Source organism: Paenibacillus sp. GM2FR (genome assembly GCF_002803325.1).
In the GTDB taxonomy this organism is placed as follows: Bacteria; Bacillota; Bacilli; order Paenibacillales; family Paenibacillaceae; genus Paenibacillus_AQ; species Paenibacillus_AQ lautus.
In genome coordinates this window covers 89,243-104,137 of the sequence record NZ_MKZM01000012.1, presented here as the reverse complement: position 1 = coordinate 104,137, position 14,895 = coordinate 89,243, and the positions used below count along the sequence as shown (strand labels likewise).

Annotated in this window: 10 protein-coding genes; 3 read left to right on the top strand and 7 right to left on the bottom strand. The window is 50.7% G+C overall.

Going from position 1 to position 14,895, the window contains the following annotated elements; translation table 11 throughout:
* Positions 1 to 26: 26 nt before the first annotated feature.
* The 3 genes from PAEVO_RS31780 to yicI all read right to left on the bottom strand — a co-directional run bounded on the left by PAEVO_RS31780 (position 27) and on the right by yicI (position 5,910).
* Positions 27 to 1,583 (bottom strand): response regulator transcription factor, encoded by a 1,557-nt coding sequence (locus tag PAEVO_RS31780; protein ID WP_100541443.1) that lies wholly within the window; start codon positions 1,581 to 1,583, stop codon positions 27 to 29.
* The gene (locus PAEVO_RS31775; RefSeq protein WP_100541442.1) at positions 1,558 to 3,366 is read right to left on the bottom strand and encodes a cache domain-containing sensor histidine kinase; all 1,809 of its coding nucleotides are present in this window, start codon (positions 3,364 to 3,366) and stop codon (positions 1,558 to 1,560) included. Before PAEVO_RS31775 ends, PAEVO_RS31780 begins: the two co-directional genes overlap by 26 nt.
* Before the next feature lie 216 nt (positions 3,367 to 3,582).
* The gene (yicI, locus tag PAEVO_RS31770) at positions 3,583 to 5,910 is read right to left on the bottom strand and encodes an alpha-xylosidase (protein ID WP_100541441.1); all 2,328 of its coding nucleotides are present in this window, start codon (positions 5,908 to 5,910) and stop codon (positions 3,583 to 3,585) included.
* A 172-nt stretch (positions 5,911 to 6,082) separates the two neighbouring features.
* Between yicI and PAEVO_RS31765 the strand changes: the two genes are divergently transcribed.
* Positions 6,083 to 6,961 carry a helix-turn-helix transcriptional regulator gene (locus PAEVO_RS31765; RefSeq protein ID WP_100541440.1) on the top strand — a complete coding sequence of 293 codons (879 nt, stop codon included), beginning with the start codon at positions 6,083 to 6,085 and terminating at the stop codon, positions 6,959 to 6,961.
* Here PAEVO_RS31765 and PAEVO_RS31760 read toward each other — a convergent pair.
* On the bottom strand, positions 6,956 to 8,350 hold the full coding sequence (locus PAEVO_RS31760; RefSeq protein ID WP_243391010.1) for a glycosyl hydrolase family 18 protein: 1,395 nt from the start codon (positions 8,348 to 8,350) through the stop codon (positions 6,956 to 6,958). The two genes, PAEVO_RS31765 and PAEVO_RS31760, sit on opposite strands and share 6 nt — an antisense overlap.
* A gap of 340 nt (positions 8,351 to 8,690) precedes the next feature.
* The gene (locus PAEVO_RS31755; RefSeq protein ID WP_100541438.1) at positions 8,691 to 9,446 is read right to left on the bottom strand and encodes a YqcI/YcgG family protein; all 756 of its coding nucleotides are present in this window, start codon (positions 9,444 to 9,446) and stop codon (positions 8,691 to 8,693) included.
* Between the two features lie 184 nt (positions 9,447 to 9,630).
* On the opposite strand from PAEVO_RS31755, the gene rnjA reads away from it, so the two are divergent.
* The gene (gene rnjA, locus PAEVO_RS31750; protein ID WP_100541437.1) at positions 9,631 to 11,349 is read left to right on the top strand and encodes a ribonuclease J1; all 1,719 of its coding nucleotides are present in this window, start codon (positions 9,631 to 9,633) and stop codon (positions 11,347 to 11,349) included.
* Positions 11,350 to 11,514: 165 nt separating this feature from the next.
* Here rnjA and PAEVO_RS31745 read toward each other — a convergent pair whose 3' ends face one another.
* Positions 11,515 to 12,738, bottom strand: a complete 1,224-nt coding sequence (locus PAEVO_RS31745; RefSeq protein WP_100541436.1) for an MFS transporter — start codon at positions 12,736 to 12,738, stop codon at positions 11,515 to 11,517.
* A gap of 61 nt (positions 12,739 to 12,799) precedes the next feature.
* A complete protein-coding gene (locus PAEVO_RS31740; protein WP_243391009.1) occupies positions 12,800 to 13,876 on the bottom strand; it encodes an ATP-binding protein in 1,077 nt (358 codons plus the stop codon).
* Positions 13,877 to 14,182: 306 nt separating this feature from the next.
* Between PAEVO_RS31740 and PAEVO_RS31735 the strand changes: the two genes are divergently transcribed.
* Positions 14,183 to 14,803: a hypothetical protein gene (locus PAEVO_RS31735; RefSeq protein WP_098749017.1), complete on the top strand. Its 621-nt coding sequence runs from the start codon at positions 14,183 to 14,185 to the stop codon at positions 14,801 to 14,803.
* Positions 14,804 to 14,895 lie beyond the last annotated feature (92 nt).

The following is a 14,895-nucleotide window of genomic DNA, read 5'->3' as shown; positions in this document are numbered from 1 at the left end:
GCGATTCAGCGTTACGGTATGGCCTGTTACAGGTCCAGCTCCTTGCGGAAATTGGATGGTGAGGTACCGACGTACTTTTTGAATTTGCTATGAAAATAGTCGACGTTCGTATAACCGACCTTCTCCGCGACCTGATACACCTTCATGCCCTGCTTCAGAAAATCCTTGGCTTTGTTGATCCGGACCTTGTCGAGGTACGTATTGAAGTATTCTCCGGTTGTATTCTTGAACATCTTCCCCAGGTAGGCACTGTTGTAATTAAATACGGAGGCCAGTGTTTCCAGTTTAAGATTCTCATTGTAATTGCGCTGAATCAGATCCATGATCCGCTTCATCTCCTGATCCCGTCCGCTATTGCCCGCCTGCCAGATGAGCTCCTCCAGGAATTGGGACGAATGGCGGCACAGATCATGGGCCGTGCGCTGGCGAAATATCGCGGCAATCCGATCCGAATATTCCTTCGTGCGGGACTGCAGCTCCGGTTGATGTTGTATCAGCTTGTTGTGCACGCCAGTGAGAAGTTCCACGAACGCACCCTTCATTCTCTCCTCCGTATACTCCTCATTCACCATGGCATACGCAGCAGCATGCAGCAGCTTCCGCTGCACCTCGACATTACCTACATCCACGGCGTAATAGAGCTGCTCCATCAGCTGCTCCGGATCATAAGGCTGCCGATCTTCATCCGCGATGTCACCGGCAAACCGCTTGGATTCAGGGAATAACAACTCGCCGGGAGCATAGAAGAAGCGTTCGCGAATCCGTTCCTTCGCACAACGGTACGAATCGGCTACATCCTCCAGACGGTGAACCTGACGTCCCAATGAGGCCGTAATTGCCGTGCCAGCCTGACTTGCGGCTTCCTCCACCGTCTGCAGCAATTCCTTTCGTCCTCCTGCCGTCAATACCGGCGTCGGCATTAGAACGCCGAGTAGTCCATGCATGGAAAAGACCGTGCCGCGCCCGTTCTCTTCAAAAGCTTCGATCAGCTGGTTTTTCAACCGGTCGTTGGCTCCTTCACCGGATTCATCGTAGCCGTTATTATGAATAATCAGCACTTGGTAATGGTTCCATAACAGTCCTGACCGCTCGGCGATATGCCGTAAAGCCGCTGGATCGAGCTTACTCTCCGGATTGAACCATGTCTGAATGAACTGCTCGCGGCTCATATCGGAAGCTGCCCTATTCAATGCCTTCCTTTCCTGTTCCTGCTCGATGGCATCTTTAATCTGAAGCAAATACTTGCTCAGCTCGTCCTCATCCACCGGTTTCAAAAGGTATCCGTCCACGCGATGCGAAATCGCCCGCTTGGCATAATCAAAATCGGCATATCCACTCAGGATCAGCAGATGAATCTCAGAATCCAGGTTCCGAATGGCTTCGATCAGCTGCAATCCGTCCATTCCTGGCATCCGAATATCAATCAGCATCAAGTCAGGGGCGTACATCCCGTGCTTCTCCAACGCTTCGCTCCCGTTGGCTGCGGTGCCTACAACCTGAAACCCAAGCTCAGTCCATGGCACGATGCTCTTCAGTCCTTCGCGCAGCTTGGGTTCGTCATCCACGATTAACACTTTCATCATCGCTCTCTCCTCCTGTCGGAATACTGAATTCAATGCGCGTTCCAATCCCCGGTTCGCTATAAATGATCAGACCCGCTTCAGGGCCGTAGGTAAGCTGCAGACGGACATGAACATTCCGGAGCCCGATCCGTCCTCCGTCCTTCTCGTCGGTATCGTTCAAATAACCATAGATCATCCGCAGCCGCTCCAAGGTTATGCCCGCTCCATTATCCTCGGTTATGACGTGCAGTTTCCCTTCGCTGGCCGTGACCCTCACCCTGATGAAAGTTCCCCCTTCCTTGTGATCCATCCCATGTATGACCGCATTCTCCACAAGCGGCTGTATGATCAGCGGCGGGATTCTTACCCGATTGGCTTCGGGCTCGACCAGAAGCTCATATTTCAGACGATCCTCATAGCGGAACTTTTGAATATCCAGATAACACTGCACCATCTCGATCTCGTCTTTTATCGTTGTTTTTCCGCTGCCTATCTCGAGATTGCTTCGCATCATTTTACCGAGCAGCCGTACAATCCGGGCAATTTCATCCTCACCCTTGAGATGCGCCTCCATACGAATAGACTCTAAGGCATTAAATAAAAAGTGCGGATTGATCTGACTGGCCATCATTTTGAATTTAATTTCATTCTGCTTCTGCTCCATTAACCGTTTCTGTTCATTGGACTCCTGCACTTCGTTCATTAGGTCGTTAATATTACCCACCATGGAGTTAAATTGGCGGGATAGCTGCCCGATCTCATCCTTGCCGTCAATTTCCATGGCAACCCCGAGGTTGCCTGTACCAACCTTCGTAATATGCTTGCTAAGGCGCAGCAGCCGGTTCGAAATCAATGAAGAAAAGCTGTAGATCAGAAGAACGGCCAGCAGCAGACTAATGATGATGACTGTCATCGCCAGTTTGCTGATCCGGTTGGCGTCCGCCACGATGCTATCAATCGAAAATATGGAAATAATGCGCAGGCCGTTAACCCCGGATTCCGTATTCAACGGTTCAATCAGCACCTTGGAGGCTTCATCATGGATGACCGATTCATAACTTCCGCTCGCATGGTATACAACCCCGCTGGTATCTTGAATCTCGGCTAGCGTTTTCCCGTACAACTCCGGACGGTTAGCGGCAACAATATTGTTATTGCTGTCCACAATAATGGTGTCGAACATTTCTTGGCTGAGAATCGTGTTCAGCATGCCCGTATTGACATTGATGACAAGTACGCCGCGGTTGTCCTTGCTTCCAAGATCAACCCCCTTGATTAAGCTGAGGTACACCTTCTGATCACGTTCATCCGTAATATAGTCCCAGTAGATGACGCCGATATCATCCTCGGCTCGCTGATACCATTCCGTTTTCTTAATCTCATCCTCGGGATAAAGGAACTCCCAATTGTTCAGCATGGTGGGGTTATCGCTGTAGAAACGGATATTCGATATTTCCTTATACATCCGTATCGCCTGCTGTAAGTCGGGGTACTCCCTGTAAGCCACAAACACGTCGTATACGCTTTCATATTGCTGGCTAGCAAGATTTCTCAGACGCTCGTCGTAGGATAGCCGGTAGGATAAATCGTCTGCCACGTTGATGACTTCGGTTGACCTTTTCTTGACCCGGTCCACGTTCTGGTAAGCCTGCTCCAACGCATTGTTGAAAGCAAATTTGCGGAGCTCGCCCGTAAGGAATATCCCCACGATGGCTACCGGCACAAAGACCACGACCACAAAAGACAATATCAATTTGTTGCGGATTTTCATGTCATTCACAAGTTGAATGAAATACGATAACATCGGACCGTCTTCGCTCCTGTCCTTTAATCTTCGGCAGTCTTTAAAAGAAAACGGTTACAACCATTCGTGAATAAACCTGCCGCAGGCCTATTATATCAGCATTGCCGTTTGTTCAAGGCCAGCTAAAATATGGAAGAAGCCCGATTCCAGCATAAGGCTGGTCCGGGCTCATCTTCGCTATGCTTTTTCCTTTTATCCAACAGGCATTTCCCGGGCTTACCCTTCCAAAGTTGCCGTGAAGGTCACCGCTTGTTGTCCGGCCTCCACTTGAACGCTGCCTTCTTGCAGGCTCGCTCCCGAGCCCTCCACAGATGAAATGACTCCCGTGTCATAGAGCTTCACGGAGAATGGCTTGCCGCTGCCTTCCACCGTAAAGTCGATCCGGCTGCCTGCACGTACAGCCCGCACAACCAGCTCGCTCTCCCCGTTCATGTTGCGAACGGTGGCCGTAGCCGCGCTGCCGTCTTCCAATGCATACAAGCCAAGCTCAACCCCGTCGGCATAGTCATATTCCGGACGGGTGTCGTTTGCGCCCAAGGCGAGGAACGAGTTGCTGCGTACAAACAACGGCAGCCCGAGGAAATCGTACGTTTCCTTGCGCCAGGTTCCGCCATCCACCGTTTCTCCGGTTAACAGATGCGTCCAGCGGCCCTTCGGCAGATAGTACTTCACGTCGCCGTTCTCGCTGAACACCGGTGCCACAAGCAGGGAATCTCCCAGCATGTACTGACGATCCAGCATTTCGACGGCCGGGTCTTCCGGGAATTCCAGGAACATGGCGCGCATGCTTGGCACCCCTTGCTCCGATGCCTGTACAGCGGTATGGAACAGATATGGCATCAGACGGCTCTTCAGCTTCGTGAAGAAGCGCGTAACGTCTACAGCCTCCTCGTCATAGGACCACGGCACCCGGTAAGAGCTGCTGCCGTGCAGACGGCTGTGGCTGGACAGCAAGCCAAATGCCAGCCAGCGTTTGAATACATGCGCCGGAGCCGTATTTTCGAAGCCGCCGATGTCATGGCTCCAGAAGCCGAAGCCGCCGAGACCGAGGGACAAGCCGCCGCGCAGGCTCTCCGCCATCGATTCATAATCCGCATAGCAATCGCCGCCCCAGTGAACAGGGAACTGCTGCCCGCCTACGGTTGCAGAGCGTGCAAATACTGCCGCCTGATTCTTGCCGAATTTCTCCACCAGCACATCAAAGACCACTTTGTTATAGAGCTGAGTGTAATAATTGTGCATTTTATGCGGATCGGAGCCGTCAAAATAAACAACATCCGTCGGAATGCGTTCGCCGAAATCCGTCTTGAAGCTGTCGACGCCCATATCTGCCAGCTCGCGCAGGTACCCTGCATACCATTCGCACGCGTCCGGATTCGTGAAGTCCACCAGCGCCATGCCCGGCTGCCACAGATTCCACTGCCACACATCGCCATTCGCTTTTTTCACCAGATAGCCCTTCTCACGGCCTTCCTCAAAGAGACGCGAGCGCTGCGCGATATACGGGTTGATCCACACGCAGATTTTCAAGCCTTTTTCTTTCAAACGCTTCAGCATGCCTTCAGGATCCGGGAACACCTCTTCATCCCATTGGAAGTCCGTCCAGTTGAGACCCTTCATCCAGAAGCAGTCAAAGTGGAACACTTCCAGCGGGATATCGCGTTCCAGCATGCCGTCAACAAAGGAGTTTACGGTTGCTTCGTCATACTGGGTTGTAAAAGAGGTCGAAAGCCACAATCCGAAGGTCCAAGCCGGCGGTAATGCCGGTTTGCCTGTCAGATTCGTGTATTTGTCCAGCACGCCTTTCGGATCAGGCCCATCAATAACAAAGTACTCCAGTGACTCGCCTGGCACGCTGAACTGCACCTTCTTCACTTTCTCCGAAGCCACTTCAAAGGATACGAGGTCCGGCTGGTTGACAAACACGCCATAGCCCTTGTTCGTCAGATAGAACGGAATATTTTTATAGGCTTGCTCGGAGCTTGTACCGCCATCCTGGTTCCAAATATCCACGACCTGGCCATTCTTCACAAACGAAGTGAATCGCTCGCCAAGACCGTATACCCACTCGCCTACGCCCAGATCCAGCTCTTCGCGCATGTAGGTCTGTCCGCCATCTTCCACGATATGCGCCATGGATTTGGCTCGGCTGCCGGTAATGCGTTCTTCTCCTCTATAGAAGTGAACCGACCATTCCGGACCTTTCTTGATCACAACGCTCAAATTGCCGCTGCGAAGAACCGCTTCCTGATCATTCTCTTCAATGACCGTATGGTCGCCTTCCTGTTTGTACAACTCGAATGCAGGTCCGCGATCTCTTACGCCCGCATAGTGAACCAGCTTTACGCCGATGACGCCGGGTGCCGGAGAATGAAATTGCACGGTGATCAGCTGTGCATTAATGGTTGCTCCTCTGCCCGGAATCGGGGCTGTGGAGGCGTAAGCTGTCAACGTATCTCCTTTTACCGCAAAATCATAAGCCTGAACCGCTCCCGAAACGGAATATCCTTCCCGGATAAGCCAGTTGCCGTCTGTAAATTTCATTTTTTAATCCGCCTTTCTATATTATGAAAATTGAACTTTAAGATGTAAGCGTTATAATATCATTATACTGATCTGTTTTAAGCTGATCTAACAGTATTCCATTGTTTTATAGCACAATTTTGATATAAGACGACATCATTCAAGCGGTTATTCATTTCCCAGGAGGTACATCATGGATCAATCCTTTCGCCAGTCGTTAAAAGAAAGCACCGTCCACGGGAATGAACGCTTCCCGTTTGGTGCCTACTGGTATCAATTTGCCCCCGGTGCCCATGTGGTAGACTCCCATTGGCATAAGGAAGCGGAAATTTTCTATGTGATGGAAGGCGAGGTTCTGTTTCAGATCGACTCGGAATATATCCCTGTCCGGGCGGGTGAAGCCATATTTATCGATGGAGGAGATCTTCACACCGGTCACGCCCGGGGCGATCAAGGCTGCAGTTTCTGTGCGATGGTGTTCGATTTCGGCATGCTTGCAAGCAGCAGCTATGATCTTGTACAGGAAGGAATGATTGTTCCCTTTCAGGAGCGGAGAGCCACCTTTCCAAGATGGATGACGTTCGAGACCGATGAGCAGCTGCTTCAGCATATAAAGGAAATGACGCTGCTGTCGAAGCACAAACCTGCCGGTTATGAGGTCGCCATTAAGGGACATCTGTTCCTTATGTTGTTTCAGGCCGCATCCTCTGGCCGACTGGTCAACCGGAGCCGGAGCGAAGCAGCGGATATGGTGAAAACGGAGCGTTTGAAGAAAGTCATTCTCTACATTCAGAATCATTATCACCATCCCATCCGGCTGAGTGAGCTGGCTGATCTGATCCCGATGAGCGAAGGCCAGTTCTGCCGCTTCTTCAAATCGATGACCGGGCAAACGCCCGTGGACTATATAAATTCCTATCGCGTTCGCCAGGCGGCTGAGCTCCTTCGTCAGCCGGACAATAAAATATCCGACATCGCACTCGATGTCGGATTTGGGCACATCAGTTATTTTGTTCGGGTCTTCCGTAAGATCATGGACTGCACGCCTTCGGAATATCGGAAAAAATTATAATTTCGGCAGACTTGGTATGGTCTGATTGCAATCTCCAGGAAGCGGCAGATTTCGGCATACGTACTGGCCCGCGCTGTTCTCATTCGCTGCACCTGACGGGGCCGGCTGATGAACCCGTTGTTTCCAGAGCTGCCACAGCATGAATCCATCCTTCGCCCTTCCCTTATTCTTAATATAGTTCACCATCGTTTCTACATTATAATAGGGCGTTGCGATATTATTCTGACCGTTCATCATGTCGGCATCGTAGACCGTGCCCGGTGCGGCATTCAGCTGCAGGACCGCACCGCCCGATCCCTCCGGCGCAATCTGCATGCCCATGTTGATAGGTCCGTTGTATATCGCCTTATACGATTCATAGCCTTCACGCGGATCGTAATAAATACCGCCATCGTAGGACATCAGATTGATGAAGTTGATCTTGCTGCCATGGTCCTTGACTACGCGGTACATGGTACCTCCAAAAGGTGATCCCCATTGGACCTTGCCCTCCTCAAACGGCGTTCCTTTCACGTAATAAGCACCCGTGGACCAGCCGGCGATGGAAATCTGCAGATTCGCGTTTCTTGCATGGATTTCATTATAGAGACTCGTAATAATCCCGGCGATCTCTCCATCCTTGGTGCAGCTGAACTGGGCGGCTGTCCCTTTGTTGCAGCTGCTTCCGCTGGATTCCCAGTCAATGTCGACTCCGGCAGCGCCTAGATCAAGAGCCAAATCCACAATGTTCTTGGCATTGAATCTGGACCACTGTGAACCTTGACTGTATGACCAGCCTCCTACCGATAGGAACGCTTTCGTTCCGCGGGCTCTGAGAGATGCGATGTGGTTACGCAGATCCTGAGACTGCTGAGCTGTAAATGTACGCTGCCCGTTCGGTGTCGTGGCCCCTTCCACAAATTCCAAGCCCGCAACGGCTTGATCAAACGCATAGGACCCTTGGGTATAGGTGGTGTCCGGCCTTACGAATGCAAGATTGAGATGGGTGATGTAATTGGGAATGTTGGCGGTAGTCAGATCGTAAATACTGGTGTTCCAAGAACTCGCGTAAGCGACATACATACGGTCACCAGGCAGCGGAGGGTCCACAGGAGGGTCCACAGGAGGGTCTACTGGTGGATCCACCGGGGGATCGACGGGCGGTGTCCCGGGATTGCATGCTCCAAGGTCCTCCCATACCCCCCATTGTCCTGTCGTTCCAGGCTCCTCGCCCTGCGTCCACCATTTCGCTTTCCAGGCATGACCGTTATGGGATACCATATTGCCCCCGCCATATACGGCGGAACTGCTCCAAACGGGTTCCGCACAAACCTCAGCGGCTTGAGCCTTGTACACAGGGAACATACTAAGCACCAGCACGGCGATGAATCCGAGAATCCATCCTCTCATCGTTCTGGACAACCTTGTCATTCATCAAACAACTCCTTCGCCAATTAATTTCGTTTATTAAAGCGGTTTCAAAGCTGGTGAAAGCTCCTTACCTTACACACCTCCTAACGCATACAGATGAAATGATATGACGTACTTTAAGTGTAACTTGGTAATTTTTTGTACAACAAGGATAAGATTTACTAATTCAGGGGCAAAATCCTATACCCTGGCCTATCCACGCTTCCACGCAAAAAAGGCTGCCACACTGCGGATTACCGCATTTGAGACAGCTCTTTAATAGAAAGCATGTTTAACCCTGACTCCGATTTAGGGTATGATGATAGCAACGTGTTATTTCTTATGATGGATTGATCTCTTTGTGCCGCCTTGCAAACGGACATTTCGATAGTGACTCCGTGTTATCCCGCAAAAAATATTGCTTCCATTCATAGTTATCCTCCGCCCCGTAGAACTTCAAGTCAGGGTGCGGTGGTACGGGATCATATTGGGCCAACCGCTGACGAATCAATCCCTTGGTGTGTTCTGCTTGCCTTGTTCGGGCATTGAACTGCTTCAGAACCCAACGAGGCGTAAAAGCAAGCATCATGTAGGGAAAGTATCTGCTCTGGCGAAGCTCATGTGCCGGTGTGCCGCAATAAACAAAATAAGGCTCGCCTGCAAAACAAAATTCCCACAGATGATCCGTCGGCTCCTCCGGCAGATCCGCCGGCCAAGGCTCCGTATCGTATTCGGTTGTCCGGCTTAACAGCTGCCAGAACAAACGCTCATAATACTCAACGCCTGCCAGGTTATCTCTGCTCGGCTCCGTATAGATCATGACGACAAGTGAAGTATAGGGCCCGAAGTTCCTGGAGCCGAGTCCGAACTCGCGCAGCAGAGCAGCCAGCTGTTCTGCCGCGGCCTGTGATTCGCCTTGATGGATAAAGCCGTATCTAAAATGATTCAGTGCATGTCCTTGCACTGCCGGAATACAGGGGAATTTGGCGTCACGGTCCGTCATTTTCTCGGTCAGCTTGGTTATCGCTTTCCGCTGCCATTCCGCCTGCAATCCATGGACAGCATCCATATCGTCCAACCTTAATAAACCGCTCATTACCAGTCCTCCTCTTCTACAGCATATAATAGTGGGTAAAAATAGGTGACTGTCACGGGCGAAATGCACATGAATTTCGAAAAGCGTTTCCCAAAAGCTTGAACTTTCTGATATCTTAAGTAGAGAAGAAATTAAAATGACCAGGCTTATGCCTTAATTACCATAGAGAGGATTCTTTCACATTATGTCTAAACCCCTGCTAACAGATCAGATTCAAACGGCCAAACCCGCCAAAAAACCGAGGCCTTCCGCTCCACCCGTGCGCATTTTTGCGCTTGGGGGGCTTGGCGAGATCGGCAAGAACATGTACGGCGTGGAATTCAAAAATGAGATCATTATCATCGATGCCGGGCTGAAATTCCCGGATGCCGAAATGAGTGGCGTCGATTACATTATTCCGGACATTCGTTATTTACTGGATAACAAACATAAAGTAAAAGGTATGTTCCTGACCCATGGTCATGAAGATCATATTGGGGCTATTCCCTATGTGCTTCGTCAAATCCAGATGCCGATCTATGGCGGGGCGCTGACCATCGGTCTGGTTCGTGCGAAGCTGGAAGAGCACCGGCTGCTGGATCAGAGTGATCTGCGCGTATTCCATGAAGACGAAACGATTTCATTCCGTCATCTTTCCGTTCATTTCTTCAGAACCACCCACAGCATTCCGGATGCCTTCGGGGTCGTTGTGGAAACCCCGTACGGGCCGATCGTACATACCGGAGACTTTAAATTTGATTTTACGCCGGAGGACAAGCCCGCCAATTTGCATAAAATTCTGCATATCGGCGCGCGTGGCGTCCTGGCCTTGATGGCTGACAGCACCAATAGCGAGCGGGACGGGTTTACCCCTTCGGAACGCACCGTCGGCGATTCCATCCTGCGTCTGTTCCGGGAATGTCCCGGACGGATCCTGTTTGCCACCTTTGCATCGAATGTTCATCGTCTGCAGCAGGTTGTTGAAGCTGCCATTCGAACAGGCCGCAAAATCGCCATCGTCGGCCGCAGCATGGAGAAGGTGTTTGTGATCGGTCAGGAGCTTGGTTATATTCGCGTACCGGACGGCATGATGATTGATGTGAAAGCCGTTAACCGTTATCGCGACGACCAGGTTCTGATTATTTGTACAGGCAGCCAGGGCGAACCCAATGCAGCGCTGACACGCATCGCTTCGGGTGCCCATCGTTCGATCCAGATTCATCCGGAGGACACCGTTATTTTCTCGTCTTCGCCGATTCCTGGGAATACCCAGAACGTTAATCGCAGCATCGATCTCTTGATGCGGGCAGGAGCTGAAGTTAAATACGGTTCCATTCTCGATATCCATACGTCGGGACACGGCTGCCGCGAAGATTTGAAGCTTATGATCAGCAGTTTGCGTCCCAAATATTTTGTGCCGATCCACGGGGAATACCGAATGATGCTTAATCATCGTCACCTCGCCGTGCAGGTTGGGGTTTCCGACAGCAACGTTTATTTGATGAACATTGGGAATACGCTGTCCCTATTCCGCAACTATGCGCGTAAAGGGCGGAATATCCCCTCCGGAGACGTCTACATCAACAATGGAGAGCTGCGCACCCATGAGAAGGAATTACTCGAGGAACGAGTACAGCTCGCTCACGATGGCGTTGTCATCGTTGCCATTACCATTAATCGCGAGACGCGCAAGTTGCTCTCAGGGCCGGAGCTGATTACCCGCGGATTTGTATATATGCAGGACTCCAAGCCTCTTCTACGCCGAGCTGAAGCGATGCTGCGCAAACAGCTGAACAAAGCCGGTGAACAGCGTGAATACAACCGCGCTGCCTGGGAACAGATGACAAACAACACACTCAACCGTTATTTTAAAAGGGAACTGGGCCGAAGCCCGTACATTATGCCTTCCATCATGGAAGTATAAGGCTTCGGTCACTTGAGCCTTAACTGTATCTCAACATAAAAAGGGTGGATCCAAGGTAATTTGAACCTTCGGATCCACCCTTTCTTCAGATATCAGAAAGTATACACTTCAGAGCATATCCTCCTGGTTCGCAAAAAAAACGTCATTTGCACGCGGTCACCAGCCTTAGTCCGCAAGCTCCTGCCCTTTCGTTTCCTTGCCAAGCACCAGTACGCCAAGCGCACCGATCAGGATAGTCACGAAAAACATCACGAAAATAAATTCGATACGGGTGCCATTTTGCTTCAGCACACCGACGAGCAGCGGTGCAATAACGCCGCCGATCCGTCCGAACGACGTAGCAAGCCCTACCCCCGTTGAACGAACCTTCGTCGGATAAAGTTCCGGACTGTAGGCATATAAACCTCCCCATGCTCCCAGATTGAAGAATGACAAGGAAATGCCTGCTGCGAGCAGCGAACCTTCCGTATTGGCGTAACCAAACCAGATTGCGCTGAAGGCCGTAAGCACCAAATAGGTTACGAGAACGAATTTCCGCCCGAACTTTTCTATAAAGTACGCGGCCGTAAAATAGCCCGGCAACTGGGCAAGCGTCATAATCAGCACATACTGAAAGCTCCTGACCAAACTGAATCCTTTATCGACCATGACGGTCGGAAGCCACAGGAACATGCCGTAATACGAAAATACGACCGTGAACCAGAGCACCCACAGCATGATGCTCGTACGCCGATGTTCCACCGACCAGACCGAAGCCACTCGCTCCCCGAAGGTCAGCTTGCGGGCAGCCTTGGCTTTCTGCTCGATATACCTTGGCGAATCCTCGATGGCACGCCGCAGATAGAGCGCATAAAAAGCAGGCAGAGCCCCAATAACAAAGGCTGCCCGCCAGCCGTAATCCGGGATTACAAAATAGGCTATAAGCGCGGATAGTATCCAGCCTGCCGCCCAGAAGCTTTCCAGCAGCACAACCGCTCTTCCCCGTTCATGAACCGGCATGCTTTCCGATACCAGCGTGGATGCAACCGGAAGCTCTCCGCCAAGTCCGAAGCCGGCAATAAAGCGCATCAAACACAGCATGATGAAACCGGTAGCCAGCGCGGAAAGACCACTGGCGATCGAGAATATGAGCAGCGTCCACAGCAGAATGTTTTTCCGTCCATATTTATCGGCCAGGAATCCAGCCATGGCCGCGCCGAATACCATTCCGATCGAGGTGGTACTTGTCAGAATACCTACCTGCTGCGAGCTCAACGACCATTCCGCTGCCAGTGCCGCAACAACAAACGAAATCATCCCGACATCCATCGCATCGAACATCCAGCTGGCACCCGCACTGAACAGCAGCTTGCGCCGCTTCGGCTCTTTTAACAATTGCATATTGCCCATATTGGCCGCCCCCTCTCCTATATCTTTCTATAATGTAGAGCGAACCATACGTCCGGTCAAGCTAGATTATGCTGAGCGGCAGGATTACCTTTATGGTCGTTCCCTCCTGAAGCTTGCTGGACACGTGAACCTGCCCCTTGTGGTCCTCGATCATTTTTTTGCTGATCATGAATCCCAGGCCGTTCCCTTTCTCCTTCGTGGTAAAGAACGGTTCCCCGAGACGGGAGAGAATCGCTTCCGGAATCCCGCAGCCATTATCTGTGAAATAGATGGCCACGGTAGGGTCATCGCCTCTCTCCAGCCGAATGGTCAACTCCCCGCCGCCCGGCATGGATTCCACGGCATTTTTAATAAAGTTGATGAACACCTGCTTCAGATGATTCACATCCCCTTCTACATTCGCCTCTCGCTCTCCGAAATCCGTTATAATCTCGACGTTATGTATGATGGCCTGGGTATTTAATAGAGTAATTACTTGGTCCAGGAGCTGCCGGATATCGGCACGCTCGAATTTCACGCTTTGCGGCTTCGCCAAAAACAAAAGCTCACTTACGATCAGCTCGATCCTTTCGATCTCCGAGGAGATAATATCGAAATATTCATCCTTTCGGCCGGCGCCGGAGCGAATGAGCTGCACGAACCCTTTGATGGAGGTCATGGGGTTACGGATTTCATGGGCGATCCCTGCCGCGAGCTGACCGGCCATGGACAGCTTATCGGACTGGATCAGCCGCTCCTCTTCTTGATGGGCCGCCTTTTTCATGTCGGTAATATCCGTAAAATGCGCCACATAGCCGAGTGTTCTTCCTTCCCTGCTGCGAGCTGTGCTTAGCAAACAAGATACCCACCTGATATCGCCTTGTTTATGTATCAGTCTTTTCTCCAATTGCAAGGAAGCGGCCTTACCCGACTTTAGCTTCTTTAACCAATCTTTGTCCTTATTCACATCTTCCGGATAAATCCAATCGTAATAGGGATGGTGCAGACACTCTTCCGCCTCATACCCCAGCATGACGCAAGCAGCGGGATTAATTTTGATAATACTCCCCTCTGAATCGATGAATACCGTTCCAATCGGCGCTACTTCAATCGCTTGGACCATAAAATCATAGCTGAGACTTTCACTATTCATCATCATTTGGAGATCCTCCTGTCTTTCATTGTTCAATCGTTTTACCTATTTCGAGATATCGGATTGCTTCTCCTTTCCTCTCGCCTATTGAAAAATATAAATACAGCAAACCAAAGGATAATTTGGACATAGGGCGAATATATTGTGATGAGGTTTCTAATTTTTGGTGACAATCCCAGAGCTATTCTAGTGAAACTGAGAGAAAATGGTTTTTTTTGACTTGAACGCTATGGCTTTTTCGTTTATTGTGAAAGAAAGCAAGTCATTTACAATTGCTAGTCGTTAGGACCGTTAACAAAGGAGTTTGCGAGTATGTACACGGAACAAGATATTTGGATTGTGCTTACAGGCACGGGCACCTGGTTCAGCAGAATGATCCAATATTTCACGAAGGCCCCACTCAACCATGCATCCATCGCGTTTGATTCCGAATTACGCGAAGTGTACAGCTTTGGGCGAAAGAAGGCGAACAATCCGTTTGACGGCGGTTTGGTTCGCGAGAATCTCCGCGACCCCTTCTTCTACACTTCGGAATGCGCGGTATATCGCTTCCGCGTTAGTAATGAAGACTATCAACGCATGCACAACCTTGTCAAAGAGATGATGCGTGATCAGGACCGCTACAAATATAATCTGCTAGGGCTGCTGGGTATATTGTTTCGGATTCATATTGATCGTGACGATGCTTTTTTCTGCTCCCACTTTGTTGCTACGGTGCTGGAGCAAGCAGGCCTGCGGCCTGTGAACAAGCCTTGTCATCTTGTAACGCCGGAGGATTTCTCCCATTCATCGCAGTTGAATGAAGTCTACCGTGGACCTCTCCACGGGTATCTTGCACAAGACATGACATCCCCGCTATCCCCATCACCGACGTTTACTCCTGTGACAACGAAAGGCCGAGGCAAGTTTTTCAGATTCGGAAAAACGGGTTAATCCTGAAATATGTAGCTATCATATAAATATGTTTCTCTGATACCTTGGAAAAAAGCAGCCGGGCTCTCACCCGGCTGCTTTTTTATATGATC

What these genes read in the sequence shown, in the direction of transcription:
- PAEVO_RS31780 (WP_100541443.1), bottom strand. Translation starts at nt 1,583, where the DNA reads ATGATGAAAGTGTTAATCGTGGATGACGAACCCAAGCTGCGCGAAGGA.
- PAEVO_RS31775 (WP_100541442.1), bottom strand. Translation starts at nt 3,366, where the DNA reads ATGTTATCGTATTTCATTCAACTTGTGAATGACATGAAAATCCGCAAC.
- yicI (WP_100541441.1), bottom strand. Translation starts at nt 5,910, where the DNA reads ATGAAATTTACAGACGGCAACTGGCTTATCCGGGAAGGATATTCCGTT.
- PAEVO_RS31765 (WP_100541440.1), top strand. Translation starts at nt 6,083, where the DNA reads ATGGATCAATCCTTTCGCCAGTCGTTAAAAGAAAGCACCGTCCACGGG.
- PAEVO_RS31760 (WP_243391010.1), bottom strand. Translation starts at nt 8,350, where the DNA reads ATGAGAGGATGGATTCTCGGATTCATCGCCGTGCTGGTGCTTAGTATG.
- PAEVO_RS31755 (WP_100541438.1), bottom strand. Translation starts at nt 9,446, where the DNA reads ATGAGCGGTTTATTAAGGTTGGACGATATGGATGCTGTCCATGGATTG.
- rnjA (WP_100541437.1), top strand. Translation starts at nt 9,631, where the DNA reads ATGTCTAAACCCCTGCTAACAGATCAGATTCAAACGGCCAAACCCGCC.
- PAEVO_RS31745 (WP_100541436.1), bottom strand. Translation starts at nt 12,738, where the DNA reads ATGGGCAATATGCAATTGTTAAAAGAGCCGAAGCGGCGCAAGCTGCTG.
- PAEVO_RS31740 (WP_243391009.1), bottom strand. Translation starts at nt 13,876, where the DNA reads ATGATGATGAATAGTGAAAGTCTCAGCTATGATTTTATGGTCCAAGCG.
- PAEVO_RS31735 (WP_098749017.1), top strand. Translation starts at nt 14,183, where the DNA reads ATGTACACGGAACAAGATATTTGGATTGTGCTTACAGGCACGGGCACC.